The sequence below is a fragment of the Pediococcus sp. AC40 genome (genome assembly GCF_030252485.1).
Classification (GTDB): Bacteria; Bacillota; Bacilli; order Lactobacillales; family Lactobacillaceae; genus Pediococcus; species Pediococcus acidilactici.
Genome location: NZ_CP127012.1, coordinates 1,383,475 through 1,402,472, shown reverse-complemented (window position 1 = coordinate 1,402,472; position 18,998 = coordinate 1,383,475). Strand labels below are relative to the sequence as shown.

The window sequence follows — 18,998 nt, the reverse complement described above, 5'->3', positions numbered from 1 at the left end:
AATAGCCATTGTTAAACTAATTTTTTACGTATTTGTAATTAACTGAAAAATTAAGAGTCGGAAGGAATACGAAATGCCACAAAAGACAAGTGATACGCCAATGATGCGTCAATATATGGAAATTAAAAAACAGTATCCGGATGCTTTTTTATTCTACCGGATCGGGGATTTTTACGAGTTGTTTTACGACGACGCCATTAAGGGTTCACAATTGCTAGAATTGACGCTTACGGCAAGGTCGAAAAATGCGGACGACCCCATTCCAATGTGCGGAGTGCCGCATCATGCCGCCCAAAATTACATCGACATTTTAGTTGACCAAGGGTATAAAGTGGCAATTTGTGAGCAGATGGAAGACCCTAAGGCCGCCAAAGGAATGGTGAAACGGGAAGTAATCCAACTCGTTACCCCAGGTACCACTACGGATCAAAAGGCGGAAGACGCTAAGGAAAATAACTATTTAACGGCAGTGAGTTTTGACGCTGCAACTAAAAAGTACGGGTTTGCGTACACGGACCTGTCAACCGGTGAATTGAAGGTCGCAATTTTGGACGATATTGAGAGCGTGGTCAACGAGGCTGTAGGATTACGGACCCGTGAAATTGTTGCGGACCAGTATTTTGTGGAGCACTTTGGGGAACGGTTTAAAGAATTAAACATTTTAGTTTCGCAACAAAATAACGTCGAAATCTCGGCAGAATTAAGTTATTTAATTCAAGATTTGACATCCCCAATTGCCGTGCAAGTGGTTAAACAACTATTAATGTACGTTCAAGTTACCCAAAAGCGCAATCTGGCGCATATGCAAAAAGCAATTGCGTACGAACCATCGTTTTACTTACGAATGGACCATGCGTCAAAGTATAACCTCGAGTTAACTCGCTTAATTCGAACGGGGAAAAAACAAGGAACGCTATTATGGTTGTTAGATGAAACGAAAACGGCAATGGGAGGGCGGTTATTAAAGCAGTGGCTGGACCGTCCGTTAATTCGTAAGGACGCTATCAATGCTCGGCAAAGTCGCGTGCAGGTTTTATTAGAACACTTTTTTGAACGAAGCAATCTGCAAGAAGAGTTAACTAAAGTTTACGATTTGGAACGACTAGCTGGCCGGGTCGCCTTTGGAAATGTGAATGGTCGGGACTTAATTCAATTAAAAACCTCGCTATTGCAAATTCCTAAAATTCGGCACGTACTAGCGGAATTGGACGACCCCGTTTTCGATGAGGCCCTTACGCGGTTAGATCCGGTTAGCGAAATTGCGGACTTGATTGAAGCGGCCATTGACGAAGATGCCCCGATTTCCGTTACGGAAGGTAACGTTATTAAAGATGGCTATAATCCCAAGTTAGACGAGTATCGGGACGCCATGCGGAACGGTAAAAAATGGATTGCTGACTTACAAGCCCAAGAACGCCAAGCAACCGGAATTAAAAACCTTAAAATTGGCTACAACAAAGTGTTTGGCTACTACATTGAAGTCACGCGGGCTAATTTAGCTAGCGTACCGGAAGGACGTTACGAGCGTAAGCAAACCTTAACGAATGCTGAACGGTTCATTACTCCCGAGCTCAAGGAAAAGGAACGGATCATCCTAGAAGCCGAACAAAAGTCGACGGATTTAGAGTACGAGTTGTTCAAAAAGATTCGAGAAACGATTAAAGAGCAAATTGAACGCCTTCAAAACCTTGCTAAGCAGGTTGCGGAATTAGACGTTTTACAAAGTTTCGCGGTAGTTAGCGAAGAGTACCAATTCGTTAAACCAACCATGACGGAATCCCATGAAATTGAAATCAAAGCTGGCCGTCATCCGGTGGTTGAAAAGGTAATGGGGCATCAAAGTTACGTCCCTAACGATATTTTAATGAATCAGGATACGGAAATTTTACTAATTACCGGGCCAAATATGTCTGGTAAGAGTACTTACATGCGCCAGCTCGCGTTAACCGTCATTATGGCGCAGATGGGGTGTTTTGTTCCAGCTGAGGAAGCTACGTTACCAATTTTTGACCAAATTTTCACCCGCATAGGAGCTGCTGATGATTTAATTTCTGGTCAGAGTACCTTCATGGTTGAAATGCAGGAAGCTAACCGTGCGTTAAAGGACGGAACTGCAAACAGTTTGATCCTCTTTGATGAAATTGGTCGGGGGACCGCAACCTACGATGGAATGGCGTTAGCACAATCAATTATTGAATTTATTCACCAAAATGTGCATGCTAAGACTCTGTTTTCGACCCATTACCACGAGTTGACGGCACTTGATCAGACTCTGACACGGTTGAAAAACGTGCACGTCGGTGCGGTAGAACAGGATGGCAATTTAGTTTTCTTGCATAAGATGGAAGACGGCCCCGCAGACAAGTCATACGGAATTCACGTTGCTAAGTTAGCGGGAATGCCGGATTCATTATTGGCAAGGGCATCCGTAATTCTAGAACAGTTAGAAAACGAAAACCAAGGTGATGCTGCAAAGCTAACCGCAAGTGAAACACCACAACCAGTTTTCACCGCTTCTCAGGCTGCGGAGACGCAACCAGCTGACCAATCCGGCGCGGAGGAAAGTTCAGTAACAAGCTCTTCGCGGGAGGTTGTAGAAGAACAAATGGCGCTCTTTGACACCACTCCAGCGCAAAAGAAAACGAACCAGTTACAAACGCAAGTAGTAGAACAGCTAACTAACCTAAATTTAATGGATATGACCCCGATGGAAGTTATGAATCAATTGTATAAGTGGCAAAAGAAGCTACGAAAATGAGGTGCGGATAAATGGCAAAAATCCAAGAGTTAAGCGATATTTTAGCCGACCAGATTGCTGCAGGAGAAGTAGTTGAACGACCGGCTTCGGTGGTTAAGGAACTAGTAGAAAATGCAATTGATGCGGGAAGCAGCCGCATCGATATTCTCTTAGCTGAATCAGGATTAAAAATGATCCGGGTAATTGACAACGGAAGCGGGATTGAGGGTAATCAAGTAGAGACGGCCTTTAAACGGCATGCAACCAGTAAAATAACTTCGCGTGCCGACCTGTTTCGGGTGGGGACCCTCGGTTTTCGAGGCGAAGCGTTACCCAGTATCGCATCAATTGCGGATGTTAAAATGGCGTCTTCCACAGCCGAAGGACCCGGTCAATTCGTGCATTACCGGGGCGGAGAACTAATCGAACATCGGGAGGCCCAAAGTCGACAGGGAACCGATATTACGGTCAGTGACTTATTTTTCAACACGCCTGCCCGGTTAAAGTACTTAAAGTCCTTGGCAACGGAACTGTCAAAAATAACCGACATCATTAACCGAATTGCTCTAAGTTATCCAGAAATCGCGTTCTCGTTACAAAATGACGAACGGCAGTTAATGCGTACGTCGGGGCAGGGCAACGTTCAACAAGTACTAGCTAACATTTACGGTACCCATAACGCCCAAAAAATGTTAGATATCCATGGCGAAAGTGTCGATTTTCGCATTGATGGATACGTTAGTTTGCCGGAATTTACCCGAGCTAACCGCAGCTACATTACTATTTTAGTTAACGGACGGTATATTAAAAATTTCCACATCAGTAAAGCGATTATTGAAGGATACGGCTCAAAGCTAATGGTGGGTCGTTATCCGGTGGCGGTAATCAATATTCAAACTGACCCGCTATTGGTGGATGTGAACGTGCACCCCTCCAAGCTGGAAGTTCGGATTAGTGAAGAAAATGCCTTAACGGAATTAATTAGTAAAACAATTTTTGACCGGTTAGCGGACCAAAATTTGATTCCGGATGCAGTAGATAACCTGAAGAAAAAACGAATTTCTAAGCCAGCTGGTGAGCAACTAGACTTAACTGAGACTGTACTTTCGGGTTCGTTTGGTAAGCCAACGCCTACTGAATCAGCTGTTGTGGAAGAGGATGATTCCGCAGCAGCGTTGCATCCCTCCGTTGCGGCTACTAAGCCGATTATCATTAGCACGCGGCAAGACTTGCAATCGGATCGGATTACAGAATTTAAAGAAAAATATGCCGATTCAACTACGCCCGTTACTAAAAATGAGAACAGGGAAGGTGAAGAGAAAACTCCTAGCACTAGTCGTTTTCCTGCTTTAACGTACATTGGGCAGATGCATGGAACCTACTTGTTTGCGGAAGCGGACGACGGTTTATACATTATTGATCAGCACGCCGCCCAAGAACGAATCAATTACGAATATTATCGAGTTCAAATTGGGGAAGTTAGCGATGACCAGCAAGATTTATTAGTGCCAATTTATCTAGATTATTCGACAACCGACACGTTACGCATCAAGGAAAAGCAATCGGTCTTAGAAGCGTGTGGGTTATATCTTGAAGAGTTCGGCCGAAACACGTTTATTGTCCGTCACCATCCGACGTGGTTTAAGAAGGGACAGGAGGAAGATACCGTTAAAGAAATGGTGGATTACGTTTTGAACGACCGAAACATGACGGTAGCTAAGTTTCGGGAAGCAACCGCAATTATGATGAGTTGTAAACGGGCGATTAAGGCTAACCATCATTTAGACGATTTACAAGCTAAACAGTTGTTGAAGGATTTGGCGAAGGTGGAAAATCCGTTCAACTGTCCTCACGGCCGGCCAGTGCTCGTACATTTCTCCACTACGGATATGGAAAAGATGTTCAAGCGGATCCAAGATCCCCATAATACAAACTTAATTGACGAAGACTTATGATACAATTATTAATACGAACAAACGTTTTGAAATGGGGATTAAAAGATGTATGAATATTTAAATGGTGTCGTCGTGGATATCAATCCCGCCTACATCGTAATTGACGTGAACGGGGTCGGCTACTTGGTTAACGTAGCTAACCCGTATAGCTTTAAAGCAGATAAAAAGCAAAAGGTTTACGTGCATCAGGCGGTTTCAGAGACTGAAAACACGTTGTACGGATTTAAAAAATACGCGGACAAAGAGCTCTTTTTGAACCTGCTCAAGGTTAAGGGAATTGGACCTAAAAGTGCGCTGGCAATTTTGGCTAACGATGATCACCAGGGCTTTATTCGGGCGGTTAACAACGATGACGTCAACTACTTAAAAAAATTTCCTAAGATTGGCCCCAAAGCGGCTAAGCAAATTATTTTGGATCTGAAGGGTAAAATTACGAGCAACGAACCTAGTGGCCCGTTATTTGAAATGCCGACTACTACTAATAATACGTTAGACGAAGCGATCGAAGCCTTAGCAGCTTTAGGGTATTCAGAACGCGAACTAAAAAAGATTACGCCTAAGTTGGATGAGCTTAGCAACCAAACTACGGACCAATACATCAGTGCAGGATTAAAATTGTTAATGAAAGGATAGCGTGTGATTAATGGATGATGAACGAATTACGTCTTCGGCCGTTCAGGGAGCCCAAGAAGAGGCTAACGAGCAATCGTTACGCCCCCAGAACCTAAGACAGTACATTGGTCAAGCCCAAATTAAGCATGAACTGTCCGTATACATTGAAGCGGCGAAGAAACGTGAAGAAGCGTTGGACCACGTACTGTTGTATGGACCACCGGGATTAGGGAAGACCACTTTAGCAATGGTAATTGCAAATGAAATGGCAGTCCAAATTCGAACAACCAGTGGTCCCGCAATTGAAAAGCCGGGCGATTTAGTGGCCCTCTTGAATGAATTACAACCGGGTGATATTTTATTTATTGACGAAATTCACCGGCTTCCTAAAGTAGTCGAAGAGATGCTTTATTCGGCAATGGAAGATTTCTTTGTTGACATCGTGGTCGGACAAGGACCTACGGCACATCCGATCCACTTTCCTCTGCCACCGTTTACGTTGATTGGGGCGACTACCCGGGCCGGATTGCTTTCGGCACCGTTGCGGGATCGCTTTGGGATTGTAGAGCACATGAACTACTATACCGAAGATGATTTAGCGAACATTGTCAAACGATCGGCGGAAATTTTTAAAACAAACATTGACGATCAGGGAGCTCACGAAATTGCTCGTCGCTCGCGGGGAACTCCTCGAATTTCAAACCGTCTCTTAAAACGGGTCCGTGATTTTGCGGAAGTGGAAAATGATGCCCATATCGACCGCACGTTAGTTCAAACCTCCTTGAAATTGCTTCAGGTGGATGATCGGGGGTTGGATCAAACTGATAAAAAGGTTCTCACCACGATGATCGAACTATACGGTGGGGGGCCGGTGGGATTAACCACCATTGCCGCTAACATTGGCGAAGAGCCGGATACAATTTCGGAAATGTATGAGCCATATTTATTGCAAATTGGCTTTCTAAAGCGGACCCCTCGCGGCCGGATGGTTACTGAGCGCGCATACGCTCATTTAGGATTAGAAAATTTATATATGAATAAATGAGGAATGGAAAAAATGACATTAACAACCGAAGATTTTAACTATGATTTACCACACGAATTAATTGCCCAAACTCCGATTAAAAAGCGGGACGCCTCCCGGATGCTGGTATTAGACCATAAAACTGGTGAAATGGCGGATAAACATTTTTACGACATTGTTGACCAGCTTAATCCAGGAGACGCGATCGTAATGAACGATTCCCGGGTTATGCCAGCGCGGATTTACGGGGTCAAGGAAGAAACCGGCGGCCACCTCGAAGTTTTACTGCTGCACAACATTGAAGGCGACCGTTGGGAAACGTTGGTAAAACCAGCGCGACGTGCCAAAGTAGGTACCAAGATTACGTTCGGAGATGGCAGTTTAACGGCGACCGTTAAAAAGGAACTTGACCATGGCGGACGTGAAATTGAATTTGAATACGATGGCATTTTTATGGAAATCTTAGAAAAACTTGGAGAAATGCCATTACCACCATACATTAAAGAAAAGTTAGATGACCCAGAGCGTTATCAAACGGTTTACTCAAAGGAACCGGGTTCGGCAGCAGCACCTACCGCAGGTTTGCACTGGACTAAGGAATTACTTCAAAAAGTTCAAGATAAGGGCGTTAAGCTGGTTTATCTAACCTTGCACGTTGGGTTAGGAACTTTCCGGCCGGTAGATGAAGAAAATATTGAAGATCATAAGATGCACAGTGAATTTTACCGGTTATCTGAGGAATCAGCCGCTACTTTAAACGAAGTCCGGAAGAACGGTGGTCGAATTATTGCTACTGGAACGACATCAATTCGGACCTTGGAAACGATCGGTACTAAATTTAATGGCGAAATTAAGCCAGATAGCGGTTGGACCGATATTTTCATTAAACCAGGTTACGAATGGAAAGTGGTCGACGCCTTCATCACTAATTTCCATTTACCAAAGTCAACTTTAGTAATGTTAGTCGCCGCATTTACTGGTCGTGAAACGATTTTAAACGCGTATAAGCATGCTGTTGAAGAAAAGTATCGCTTCTTTAGTTTTGGCGACGCGATGTTTATTAAATAAATAACGAATGGAGAATACTGTGGAACCTGCAATCAAATACCGACTAATAAAAAAGGATAAGCATACCGGTGCCCGACTGGGAGAGATTATTACCCCACACGGCACTTTTCCTACACCAATCTTTATGCCGGTAGGAACGCAAGCAACCGTTAAAGCAATGTCACCTGAGGAACTAGAAGACTTGGGTGCGGATATTATCTTGTCAAACACTTACCACCTCTGGGTCCGCCCTGGTGAAGACATCGTCAAAGAGGCGGGGGGTTTGCACCAATTTATGAACTGGCACAAGGGGATTTTGACAGATTCGGGCGGCTTCCAGGTATTTTCGCTAGCGAAGTTGCGCGACATCACCGAAGAGGGGGTGCATTTTCGAAACGAAATTAACGGTGCGAAAATGTTCCTGTCACCCGAAAAGGCCATTCAAATTGAAAATGATTTAGGCCCTGACATTATGATGAGTCTGGATGAATGCCCGCCATTTTTTGAAAGTTACGACTACGTCAAACATTCGGTAGCTCGCACAAGTCGTTGGGCTGAACGGGGATTGAAGGCCCATCGTAATCCCGGTACCCAAGGATTGTTTGGGATTATTCAGGGAGCTGGCTTTGAAGATTTACGTCGTCAAAGCGCCCATGATTTAGTTAGCATGGATTTCCCTGGATACTCAATTGGGGGGCTTTCGGTTGGAGAATCCAAAGCAGAAATGAACCGGGTGCTTGAATTTACCACTCCATTAATTCCCGAAAATAAACCGCGTTACTTGATGGGAGTGGGTTCGCCCGACGCATTGATTGATGGAGTAATTCGGGGAGTGGATATGTTTGATTGCGTATTACCAACCCGAATTGCCCGGAACGGAACCTGCATGACCAGTCACGGACGACTGGTAGTTAAAAATGCGAAGTATGCGCGAGACTTTACCCCAATTGATGACCAGTGTCACTGTTACACTTGCCGGAACTTCACCCGCGCGTACGTGCGCCACCTCCTAAAGACGGACGAAACTTTTGGGCTCCGGCTAACCAGCATTCATAACGTTTACTTCTTAGTACATTTAATGAAGGACGTTCGGCAAGCAATTATGGATGATAATTTACTAGAGTTCCGGCAAAACTTCTTTGACGAGTACGGTTACGGCAAAGAAAATAGTAAGAATTTCTAACACCACTGGTTTAGTAGGTATATTTTTGGTACAGTTAATATAAATGAATTAGCGAGGTGAAAAAATGTTATTAGCAGCCGCAAATGGTGGTTTTGGGATGAGTACGATTGTTTTCTTCATCTTGATCTTCGGTTTAATGTATTTCATGATGATTCGTCCACAACGTAAGCAACAACAAAAGCGCCAAGAAATGATGAACCAACTTAACGTTGGTGATGAAGTAGTTACAATTGGTCGTTTGCACGGCGTGGTTGACTCGATCGACAACGAAGCTAAGACGGTTACGTTAGATTGTGACGGGATTTACTTGGTATTTGACCGAATGGCAATCATGCGAGTTGAAAAGAAGCAAAACGTTGCCCCAGCATCAACAACTGAGCCAACTAATGCAGATACAACTGACACAACTGATGATGAAAAATCTGATTCAACTACGGAAGAAAAGTAGTTTTTTAAAAGCTAGGAGCGCTCGTTAAGTGGGTGGAATCCTAGCTTTTTATAGTCTAATAATATTCACGAGCACTTTATTAGCAAGACGTCGGGGTAAAGAAATCCTTAGTTAATTAATAGTTGGGCAAGCGGACAATGTTTCGCATGCAACGAAATGTTTTTACTTGTTCGGTGAGGCAAACTGATTCATAATATAAAACATTGAAGACTGAAAGTGAGGAGTCAAAAATGGAGCAAAAGGCATTATTTATTATTTTTGGTGGTACAGGGGACTTAGCTTACCGGAAGCTATACCCGGCACTTTTTAATCTATATGAAAAAGGGTATTTAAAAGAAAACTTTGCCGTAATCGGAACTGCCCGCCGGCCATGGTCAAATGATCATTATCATGAAGTAGTCATGAGTGCGATTGAGGATTCTGGCCGAGACGCGGGGCGGACGAACAGTGAACTGCCTCGTAAATTTGCTAGCCATTTTTATTACCAATCCCACAACGTTGACGATGCAGAACATTACGTTGCTTTGCGTAATCTCGCTGATCAATTAGACGAAAAGTATCAATTAAACGGAAACCGGATTTTTTATTTAGCGATGGCACCCCGTTTCTTTGGTACAATTGCGGGCCATCTAAAGGATCAAAAACTCTTGACTGAAGGATCAGGTTTTAACCGGTTAATTATTGAAAAGCCGTTTGGGCGAGATTATCAAAGTGCAAAAGAACTCAATGATTCAATTTCTGGGTCGTTTGACGAAGAACAAATCTTTCGGATTGACCACTACCTAGGTAAGGAACCGATTCAATCAATTGCGGGACTTCGCTTTGGAAATGCCTTATTTAACTCGTTATGGAATAAGGAGCATATTGACAACATTCAAATCACCTTAGCAGAATCACTGGGGGTTGAAGAACGGGCTGGTTATTACGAAACGGCTGGAGCAATGCGGGATATGCTGCAAAACCATATCATGCAAATCGTGTCGCTATTAACGATGGAACGGCCGGAAGTATTTGATTCCAAACATTTGCAAGACAAGAAAATTGAAGCGTTAGAAAATATCCAAACGTACAGTAAGGAAGAAGCTGCGCAGAACTTTGTCCGTGGTCAATATGGTGAAGATGCTGCGCATACCCAATTAGCCTACCGTGAAGAAGAAGGAACGGCGGATGATTCTAGCATTGAAACCTTTGTAGCTGGAAAATTAATTACCCACAATCCTTCTTTAGATGGGGTGCCAATTTACGTACGGACGGGGAAGCGGTTGGCAAAGAAGTCAACGCAAATTAACGTGGTCTTTAAAAATGACGACCAGAATATTTTCAATAGCGACCCTAACCAAAAACTAGAAACCAACGTGTTGACCTTGCATATTGAACCTGACCAAGGATTTACGCTGCAATTCAATACTAAGAAGGGTAATCAAGGTTACCAACTTTCACCAGTGCACTTACGCTACCGGAAGTCAGCTTCAGAAAAGGCTAAAACCCCGGACGCATACGAAAGTTTAATCCGGGACGCCTTAATGGGTAATAAAACTAACTTTGCCCACTGGCACGAAGTTCGTAAAGCTTGGCAAATCGTGGATGTTATTCGTCAGGTTTGGGATGCTGAAACTCCTGATTTCCCTAATTACGCAAGTGGCAGCATGGGCCCCCAAGCTGCGGATGACTTATTAGATCGGGACGGCCGGCAATGGATTTTTAACCCCCAAAAATAGCCAAGGTGGGAGGTGACCGTTTTGGCAAACCAGGTGTCAACGCCGCTAATAATTGATGATTCTCGAAAAATTATTCATGTTGACATGGACGCTTTCTACGCTTCAATTGAAATGCGTGATCATCCAGAATTTCGTACTAAACCGCTAGTGGTGGCACGAGATCCCCGAAAGACTGGCGGTCACGGGGTGGTGGCAACGGCTAATTACGTTGCCCGTCAGTCAGGAGTTCATTCTGCAATGCCAGCTGCTAAAGCGTTAGAACTATGTCCCCAGGCGGTTTTTAAAACTCCTGATTTTGAAAAATATCGGGCGGTGTCGGACCAAATTCACCATATTTTCCACGAATTTACCGATAAAATTGAAACGGTCGCCCTCGATGAAGCTTACCTTGACGTAACCGATGATAAGAAAGGGATGCAAGATGCGGTACTGATTGCCCATGAAATTCAAAAGCGAATTTTTAACCATACTCAGCTGACCTGTTCTACCGGAATTTCTTATAATAAATTTTTGGCAAAAATGGCGTCTGAATATGCTAAACCAGTCGGGGTGGCAATTATTGAAAAAGATGACGTCGGAGCGTTTTTAAAAGAAATGCCTATTGAACAGTTTCGGGGAGTCGGCAAGAAGACGATCCCTAAAATGCACGAATTGGGTGTGTTTAAAGGCGCGGATTTATTAAAACTGAGCGAAAACGATTTGATTCACCATTTCGGTAAATTTGGGTACACACTTTATCGAAGGGTGCGCGGACAAGACGACCGTCCGGTTGCTTACCAGCGCGAACGAAAATCAATCGGTAAGGAAGAAACCTACGGCAAACCGTTGGTGACGGAAAACGAAGTCGACCAACGGCTTCACTTAATTGCCAAAAAACTAGCTCAAGCGGTTACCAAGCGACAAAAGCATGGTAAAACATTAGTCTTAAAATTACGGTATAGTGATTTTGAAACCCTTACTAAGCGAATCACTCGTCCGGAATTTTTACCTACCGATAGTGAGACTTACTACTTTTATGCTAAGCAGATTTTTGACGAAATTGCGGATTTTTCGCGTGGAATTCGTTTGCTGGGAATCACCATTACAAATCTTTCTGATCAGAGTTTCCAAGAAGTTTCTTTACCGCTGTTTAAGCATGAGGACTGATTTTATGGTATGCTTAAACACGCGAGTAAACAGATTGAGCCGGGCGCGGCTTAGTTGAGATATAGTGAATGAGGTTAAAAATGGATACACAGGAAAAAATTTTAGCACAAATTAAAAAGTACAACCGGATTGTGATTCATCGGCACCAGCGTCCGGATCCGGATGCAATCGGGTCACAGGTTGGGCTAGCAAAGATTTTGCAAGCATCCTTTCCCCACAAACAAATCAAGGTCGTGGGAAAGCAGATTGATGGGTTAAGTTGGCTAGGGCAAATGGACGACGTTGACAATGATTTTTTTGATGACGCTTTGGTAATCGTCATTGATACGGCGAATGCTCCCCGAATCGATGATCGGCGGTTCGATCAAGGTGCCTATTTAATCAAAATTGACCACCATCCTAATGATGAACCTTTTGGGGACTTAATGTGGGTGAAAGAAGCTGCCTCCAGTAGCTCGGAGCTAGTCTATGATTTTTACAATCAGTTTAAGTCAGAGCTAGTATTGCCCCAAGATGCTGCTAGTGATCTATATGCCGGAATTGTTGGTGATACGGGGCGCTTTATGTATTCAGCAACGAGTGCCCACACTCATGAAGTGGTGGCTGGCTTAATGGCGACCGGTTTTGATATGGTTAAAATTAATCAAATCCTAGACGAAATTCCGGTTTCGGTTGCCCATTTGTCAGCCTACCTTTATGACCATCTCACGATTAGTGAACGAGGGGCGGCCCACTTGGTGCTAACCAAGGAAATCTTGGAAAAATTCGACTTGAAAGACGCCGGAACGGCGGGAATTGTGCCGTTACCTGGACACATCGCGCAAGTTCAATGCTGGGCAATCTTTGTTGAACAAGATGACCACTCCTTCCGGGTGCGGTTACGTTCGAAGGGCCCGGTTATCAACGAATTAGCTAAGCGGCACCACGGGGGCGGCCACCCGCTCGCCAGTGGTGCAAAAGCGGCGGATCGTGATGAGGTTACTCAAATCGTTAAAGAATTAGAAGAATTAGTTTAAAAGTTTGTAAAGCGGTAGAAAACTTGGATATCTTTGGTGAACGCCAAAAGTAAATTTTTAGTTTGTGGGCTTTAGTAAAACCAAAACGTATGCCACAAGTTAGTTAGTGTGGCTTAATTCAAAATCGGCTGTTATGCCAGATTCAGGCATGATGGCCGATTTTACGTTAACGTTCAAAAAATACCTGACTTAAGCGCACCTTCTATAAGGATGCCCGAGCACTTACCGCTTTCTGCAATAAATAGTAAGGAGCTAGTATGAACGAATTTCAAAAGTTTAATCTAAAACCATTTCTCATGCAGGCTTTGGATCAAATTGGTTTTGTGAAACCGACTCCGGTCCAAGAGCGTGTCATCCCGCTAATTGCGGAAGGCCAAAGCGTAGTGGGCCAATCCCAAACCGGAAGCGGGAAAACCCACGCGTTTTTGCTACCGATTTTTAATCAAATCGACCCGGCCAAAAACGCGATTCAAGCGGTAATCACCACGCCTAGTCGGGAGTTAGCTTACCAAATTTATGAGGCGGCTAAGCAATTGGCCACTGCTTCAGAAACCCCAATTGAAATTGGCAATTACGTTGGGGGAACTGACAAAAAACGGCAGATTGCTAAATTAGAACACCGCCAACCAGCAATTGTCATTGGAACTCCGGGCCGGGTGCTTGATTTACTTCAAGCTCGGGCACTTAATTTCAGGCAAGTTCAATATCTGGTAATTGACGAAGCGGATATGACTTTGGACATGGGATTTTTAAGCGCCGTTGACCAAATTGCAGCAAGCATGCCCGAAAATCTACAGATGTTGGTCTTTTCCGCTACGATTCCACAGCAATTAAACGTCTTTTTACAAAAATACATGAAGCACCCGGCAATTGAAGAAATTCCGGTGGCGACTACGATTAGTCCCACGATTAAAAATATTTTGATTTCTACCAAGAGTCAGGATAAAAACAACTTGATTTACCAGTTGTTGACGATGGGGGAACCGTACTTAGCCTTAGTATTTACTAATACAAAGGAACGGGCGGACGAATTAACTAACTACCTTAAGTCGCAAGGACTACCGGTGGCTAAAATTCACGGTGGAATTCCGCCTCGGGAGCGGAAACGAATCATGAAAGACATCCACCGCTTACGTTACCAATACGTGGTGGCAACTGATTTAGCGGCGCGGGGAATTGATATCGAAGGGGTCTCGCTAGTAATTAACGACGATATCCCAACTGATTTAGAATTCTTCATTCACCGGGTAGGTCGGACTGGCCGAAATGGTTTACCAGGGACGGCCATTACGTTATACATGCCTAACGAAGAAGCCGAAGTGGCAGAAGTTGAAAAAATGGGGGTTAAGTTTATTCCCCAACAATTACGTAACCACGAACTAGTGGATACTTACGATCGGCAACGGCGACAGACTCGGCGGTTAAGTCAGAAAAAACTGGACCCTACCTTGGTCGGGTTAGTTAAAAAGAAAAAGAAGAAAGTTAAACCAGGTTATAAACGGCGCATTAAAAAGGCAATCTCTGAAAAGGCAATTCGCGACCGGCGGATGGAACAGCATCAAGCAGTTCGTGAGGCTAAGAAAGCTAAAATGCGGCAATCGCGTTCGAAGCGAAGATAAATTGACAATCTTAATTTGGTTTTCTATAATTAGCTGTGATATTTAGAATCATTAGGGATATGTAACCGTGCAACGCTTAGTGTAGAGACGTTCTGGCTGGTGTAAAGAACGAAGCGCCGCGGTTGTGCTACCCGATTAATAATGAATCGTCTGCTCAGCGTTAATGAGACTCAAGAGGTATACGATCTAAACATCGTTGCAAGTAAAGTGGTACCGCGTTTCGGCGTCTTTATTTTACAAGCAACGGTGTTTTTTATTTTAGGAGGAAAAAATGGAAAGAAAATCAAGTAGCGAAATTCGACGCATGTATCTAGATTTCTTCAAAAGCAAGGGCCACGTGGTGGAACCCAGTGCGTCGCTAATTCCAAAGGACGACCCCACTTTGTTATGGGTTAACTCCGGAGTTGCCACAATGAAAAAATACTTTGATGGTAGCGTAGTTCCCGAAGTTCCCCGGCTAACTAGTTCACAAAAGAGTATCCGGACTAACGATATTGAAAACGTTGGCCACACTGCGCGGCACCACACGCTTTTTGAAATGTTAGGAAACTTTTCGGTGGGCGACTACTTTAAAGAAGAGGCCATCCACTGGGCGTGGGAACTTTTAACTTCTAAAGAATGGTTTGACATGGATCCGGAAAAGCTTTACGTGACGGTTTACCCGAAGGATGAGGAAGCAAAGAAGATCTGGTTAGAAACTGGCGTAGATCCAAGCCATATTGTGGAAGCGGAAGATAACTTCTGGGATATTGGGGAAGGTCCTAGTGGTCCCGATTCTGAAATCTTCTACGATCGCGGTGAGGAGTTCAATAACCTTGCCGATGATGACCCAGAAAACTACCCTGGTGGAGAAAATGAACGCTGGTTGGAAATCTGGAACATTGTCTTTTCTCAATTTAACCATAAGCCGGACGGAACTTACGAACCACTCCCACATAAAAACATTGATACGGGGATGGGCTTAGAACGGGTGGTTTCCGTATTCCAAGATGCACCAACTAACTTTGAAACGGACCTCTTCTTGCCAATTATTCACGAAGTAGAAAAGCTCAGTGGTAAGAAATATGGCGTTGATAAAAATGACGACGTTTCCTTCAAGGTGATTGCTGACCATGCGCGGGCAATTACATTTGCAATTGGGGACGGTGCCATTCCATCTAACGAAGGTCGCGGATACGTAATTCGGCGCTTACTCCGGCGGGCAGTTATGCATGGTAAGAAGTTGAACATTAATAAGCCATTCTTATATCAAATGGTGCCAGTAGTCGGCAAAATTATGGAAGACTACTATCCGGAGGTACTTGCGGACAAGGATTACATTGAAAAAGTAATCAAGTCAGAGGAAGACCGCTTTAACGAAACCTTAACGGATGGCTTAGAATTATTAAATTCAATCATTGCTGACACCAAAGCGGACCATTCTAAGGTAATCTCTGGTAAGGATGCTTTCCGGTTATTCGATACCTACGGATTCCCATTGGAATTAGCGAAGGAATACGCGGAAGACCAAGGAATGGAAATTGACGAAGCTGGTTTTGCGGACGAAATGCAAAAACAAAAGGAACGGGCTCGTTCAGCACGTTCTAACGCTAAGTCAATGGGCGTGCAATCCGACCTATTAACGGACTTGAAGACGCCAAGTGAATACGTTGGCTACGACACCTTGAAAGTAGATGCTGCAGTGCTTAAAGATATTATCCAAGACGATCAGCTGACCGATACGGTAAATCCGGGGGAAGCTCGCGTACTATTTGACGTAACCCCATTCTATGCGGAAATGGGTGGTCAAGTAGCTGACCAAGGGGTAATCGAGGACGCTGATGGCAACGTGGTAGCCGAAGTTGTGGATGTGCAACACGCTCCTAACGGACAAAACTTGCACACCATCAAGGCTAAACGAGAAATGCACGCCGGTGAATCGTTTACCCTCATTGTGGACCGGGCTTTCCATTTGAAGGTGGAAAAGAACCATACCGCGACCCACTTGCTTGACCAAGCGCTCCGGGATGTTTTAGGGGAACACACTCACCAAGCCGGTTCCTTAGTTGAACCAGGCTACTTACGGTTTGACTTTACCCATTTTGGACAGGTTACTGACGAAGATTTGCAAAAAGTTGAAGAAATTATTAACGATAAAATCTACGATGAAATTCCAGTAACTACCGTCGAAACGGACCTAGAAACCGGAAAGAAAATGGGTGCAATTGCCCTGTTTGATGACAAATATGGTAAAAAGGTTCGGGTAGTTAGCGTTGGTGATTACTCAAGAGAATTCTGTGGTGGTACCCACGTAAAGAACACTAATGAAATTGGTTTATTCAAGATTGTCTCTGAATCTGGTGTGGGAGCTGGAGTCCGGCGGATCGAAGCCGTTACTTCCCAAGCGGCACTAGAGTTCTTAAACGGGGAAGAAGCGCTTTTACAAAAGGCAGCGGGATTGCTGAAGAGTACTCAAATGAAGGATGTTCCTGCAAAAGTTGAACAGTTACAAGCTCAAGTTAAGGATTTGAACCAAACGATTAACCAACTTGAAGCTAAGATTGCTCAAGCTGAAGTTGCCAACATCTACGATCAAGTACAAGAAATCAACGGAATTCGGTTAATTACTGCCGAAGTGCAGGTTTCCGGCATGGATCAATTGCGGCAAATGGCGGACGATTGGAAAACTAAGGACCAATCTGACGTATTGGTCTTAGGTGCTAAGATTGGTGAAAAGGCTAATTTAATTGCTGCCGTAAAGGATCCGCTCGTAAAGGAAGGCTTGAAGGCTGGCGATTTGATCAAAGCAATCGCACCGAAGGTTAACGGTGGCGGTGGCGGCCGTCCAAACATGGCCCAAGCCGGTGGTTCTGCGCCAGAAAAAATTAACGAAGCGTTGAAAGCTGCTAGCGAATGGCTAGAGACCCAAGGTAAATAATTTTAAACCCTACTAGTAGTAAAATTTGCAACATAACTAAAAGGGTTGAGGGTGGAAAAAATAAAAAAATGCTTTTCAAGGATGAAAAGGTCCTTAAAAAGTTGTTTTGGTGGTTTGACTTCAATAGAGCCAAAACGGGTGCCAAAAGTCAGTATATTCCGCTTAACCAAAAATTGACCATGATGCCAAATTTAGGTATCATGGTCAATTTTTGCTCACAAACTACCCGACTTTTGTCCCACTCTCAATTTTTTTAATTTGGTCACTAGTTAATTGGTTCGTCGAGCTCAAAAGTGACGTTAGGAAATTTATGAGCGCCATTTTTATGCGCCAAAAAAGATACATTTCCCGAAAAAGGCCCCTAAATTAGCAGTTGAATATTACACTTCAGTTACGAGCGGGCCCTTTTATTGTGATTTTGCGGTTAATCAAGTAAAATTAATCATAGTATGTGAAGAGGGGTGCTAACAGTGGGAAAACTTGATGAAACCATGTTCTTCGATTTTGGCGATAATAAGCCAAATGATGTTCGGGGAACGTTAAAGACCGTATACGATGCTCTTGAAGAAAAGGGTTATAACCCAATTGATCAAATCGTGGGATATTTGATTTCTGGTGATCCAGCTTACATCCCGCGGTTAAACGATGCGCGGAACTTAATCCGTAAGCATCAAAGAGACGAAATTATTGAAGAATTAGTAAGATACTATTTAGCAGATCAAGTTGCTGGTGGCAAGAAGGATAAGAATTAATGCGGTTAATGGGAATGGACGTTGGTTCACGAACCGTGGGAATTGCGGTAAGTGATCAGTTAGGTTGGACAGCTCAAGGAGTAGAAATTATTCCAATTAACGAGGACGAGGGCGAATTCGGCATTAGTCGAGTTAAAGAGTTAGTCAGCCAGTATGAGGTGGCCGGTTTTGTAATTGGCTTACCCAAAAATATGAATAATACCGAGGGCCCCCGGGTGGAAGCTGCGCGTAATTATGGTAAACTACTAACGGAAACGTTTGGGTTACCAATTGATTTTCAAGACGAGCGTTTGACCACTGTGGAAGCAGAACGTATGTTGATTGAACAAGCGGATACTTCGCGCTCCAAGCGCAAGAAAGTAATTGATAAATTAGCAGCTAGTTTGATTTTAGAGAACTACCTCAATGGTCACGGTAAATTAATCGATAAATTAAAGTGAGGGCACGCAATGGATAACGAAGAACAAAAAATTACCCTAGTAGACGAACACGGCAACGAAGAACTATATAACGTATTGTTTACGTTTGATTCAGAGGACTATGGTCGTTCGTACGTCCTACTTTATCCGGCTGAAGCAGAAAATGATGAAGAAGTGGATATTCAAGCTTACGCCTTTGAACCTGATGAAAATCACGATTTAGGCGAAGGTGAATTAATCCCAATCGAATCTGATGAAGAGTGGGATATGGTTGAAGAAGTCTTAAATACCTTCTTAGGTGACCAAGACTAAGTTTTATAATCCAAGTAACGGCCGCGGTTTGGTGTGCAGATACAATGTCTGACCACCAAACGGGCCGTTTTTGATTTGAAATGAAATGAGATT

The 18,998-nt window shown here is 43.8% G+C and carries 15 protein-coding genes; all 15 read left to right on the top strand.

Annotated features, from left to right (window positions below):
* Nucleotides 1-73: 73 nt before the first annotated feature.
* Nucleotides 74-2,758 carry a DNA mismatch repair protein MutS gene (gene mutS, locus NL111_RS06895; RefSeq protein ID WP_285110081.1) on the top strand — a complete coding sequence of 895 codons (2,685 nt, stop codon included), beginning with the start codon at nt 74-76 and terminating at the stop codon, nt 2,756-2,758.
* Between the two features lie 11 nt (nt 2,759-2,769).
* Nucleotides 2,770-4,692 carry a DNA mismatch repair endonuclease MutL gene (gene mutL / locus NL111_RS06890; RefSeq protein WP_285110080.1) on the top strand — a complete coding sequence of 641 codons (1,923 nt, stop codon included), beginning with the start codon at nt 2,770-2,772 and terminating at the stop codon, nt 4,690-4,692.
* A 45-nt stretch (nt 4,693-4,737) separates the two neighbouring features.
* Nucleotides 4,738-5,325 (top strand): Holliday junction branch migration protein RuvA, encoded by a 588-nt coding sequence (ruvA, locus tag NL111_RS06885; protein WP_285110079.1) that lies wholly within the window; start codon nt 4,738-4,740, stop codon nt 5,323-5,325.
* Nucleotides 5,326-5,335: 10 nt separating this feature from the next.
* A complete protein-coding gene (gene ruvB, locus NL111_RS06880) occupies nt 5,336-6,349 on the top strand; it encodes a Holliday junction branch migration DNA helicase RuvB (protein WP_002832078.1) in 1,014 nt (337 codons plus the stop codon).
* 12 nt (nt 6,350-6,361) lie between these two features.
* The gene (queA, locus tag NL111_RS06875) at nt 6,362-7,396 is read left to right on the top strand and encodes a tRNA preQ1(34) S-adenosylmethionine ribosyltransferase-isomerase QueA (protein ID WP_002832077.1); all 1,035 of its coding nucleotides are present in this window, start codon (nt 6,362-6,364) and stop codon (nt 7,394-7,396) included.
* A 19-nt stretch (nt 7,397-7,415) separates the two neighbouring features.
* On the top strand, nt 7,416-8,558 hold the full coding sequence (gene tgt, locus NL111_RS06870) for a tRNA guanosine(34) transglycosylase Tgt (RefSeq protein ID WP_002832076.1): 1,143 nt from the start codon (nt 7,416-7,418) through the stop codon (nt 8,556-8,558).
* 64 nt (nt 8,559-8,622) lie between these two features.
* Nucleotides 8,623-9,006, top strand: coding sequence for a preprotein translocase subunit YajC (yajC, locus tag NL111_RS06865; protein WP_002832074.1), 384 nt, complete (start codon nt 8,623-8,625; stop codon nt 9,004-9,006).
* Between the two features lie 230 nt (nt 9,007-9,236).
* On the top strand, nt 9,237-10,724 hold the full coding sequence (gene zwf / locus NL111_RS06860; protein ID WP_004165423.1) for a glucose-6-phosphate dehydrogenase: 1,488 nt from the start codon (nt 9,237-9,239) through the stop codon (nt 10,722-10,724).
* 21 nt (nt 10,725-10,745) lie between these two features.
* Entirely contained in the window at nt 10,746-11,870 is a 1,125-nt protein-coding gene (gene dinB / locus NL111_RS06855) for a DNA polymerase IV (protein WP_002832070.1), read from the top strand.
* Between the two features lie 80 nt (nt 11,871-11,950).
* Entirely contained in the window at nt 11,951-12,886 is a 936-nt protein-coding gene (locus tag NL111_RS06850) for a DHH family phosphoesterase (protein WP_128736937.1), read from the top strand.
* 257 nt (nt 12,887-13,143) lie between these two features.
* The gene (locus NL111_RS06845; RefSeq protein WP_285110078.1) at nt 13,144-14,505 is read left to right on the top strand and encodes a DEAD/DEAH box helicase; all 1,362 of its coding nucleotides are present in this window, start codon (nt 13,144-13,146) and stop codon (nt 14,503-14,505) included.
* Between the two features lie 271 nt (nt 14,506-14,776).
* Complete coding sequence (alaS, locus tag NL111_RS06840) at nt 14,777-17,422, top strand: alanine--tRNA ligase (RefSeq protein WP_002832064.1); 2,646 nt, start codon at nt 14,777-14,779, stop codon at nt 17,420-17,422.
* A 470-nt stretch (nt 17,423-17,892) separates the two neighbouring features.
* Nucleotides 17,893-18,174: an IreB family regulatory phosphoprotein gene (locus NL111_RS06835; RefSeq protein WP_002832061.1), complete on the top strand. Its 282-nt coding sequence runs from the start codon at nt 17,893-17,895 to the stop codon at nt 18,172-18,174.
* On the top strand, nt 18,174-18,614 hold the full coding sequence (ruvX, locus tag NL111_RS06830; RefSeq protein WP_002832059.1) for a Holliday junction resolvase RuvX: 441 nt from the start codon (nt 18,174-18,176) through the stop codon (nt 18,612-18,614). The genes NL111_RS06835 and ruvX overlap by 1 nt, the downstream gene beginning before the upstream one ends.
* Nucleotides 18,615-18,623: 9 nt before the next feature.
* Nucleotides 18,624-18,905, top strand: coding sequence for a DUF1292 domain-containing protein (locus tag NL111_RS06825; protein ID WP_002832058.1), 282 nt, complete (start codon nt 18,624-18,626; stop codon nt 18,903-18,905).
* The last annotated feature ends 93 nt before the right edge of the window (nt 18,906-18,998 follow it).